Origin of the sequence: Prevotella sp. HMSC073D09, from assembly GCF_001814145.1 — a bacterium.
Taxonomy (GTDB): Bacteria; Bacteroidota; Bacteroidia; order Bacteroidales; family Bacteroidaceae; genus Prevotella; species Prevotella conceptionensis.
Genome location: NZ_KV815072.1, coordinates 1 through 224, shown reverse-complemented (window position 1 = coordinate 224; position 224 = coordinate 1). Strand labels below are relative to the sequence as shown.

Below are 224 nucleotides of genomic sequence, written 5' to 3'. Positions count from 1 at the left end.
GCCATGAATGTATAGAAGATGGCATTGTTTTCCGCTCCCTCGTTGTTGCCGCAGAACAGGTAGTTCTTTCTTCCCAGCGTGATGGGCCTGATGGCTTGTTCCATGAGGTTGTTGTCTATGTTGAAACGCCCGTCCTGTACGTATCGGCTGATACGTATCCATACGGAGAAGGCATAGCGCAGGGCTTTCTCCATGGCTTCGTTGGGGAGGTACTGCTTGTGTAC

General features: G+C 51.3%; 1 protein-coding gene. It reads right to left on the bottom strand.

Going from position 1 to position 224, the window contains the following annotated elements; translation table 11 throughout:
- The coding region (locus HMPREF2955_RS04915; protein WP_139145485.1) for an IS66 family transposase at positions 1-224 on the bottom strand (224 nt) is incomplete at both ends.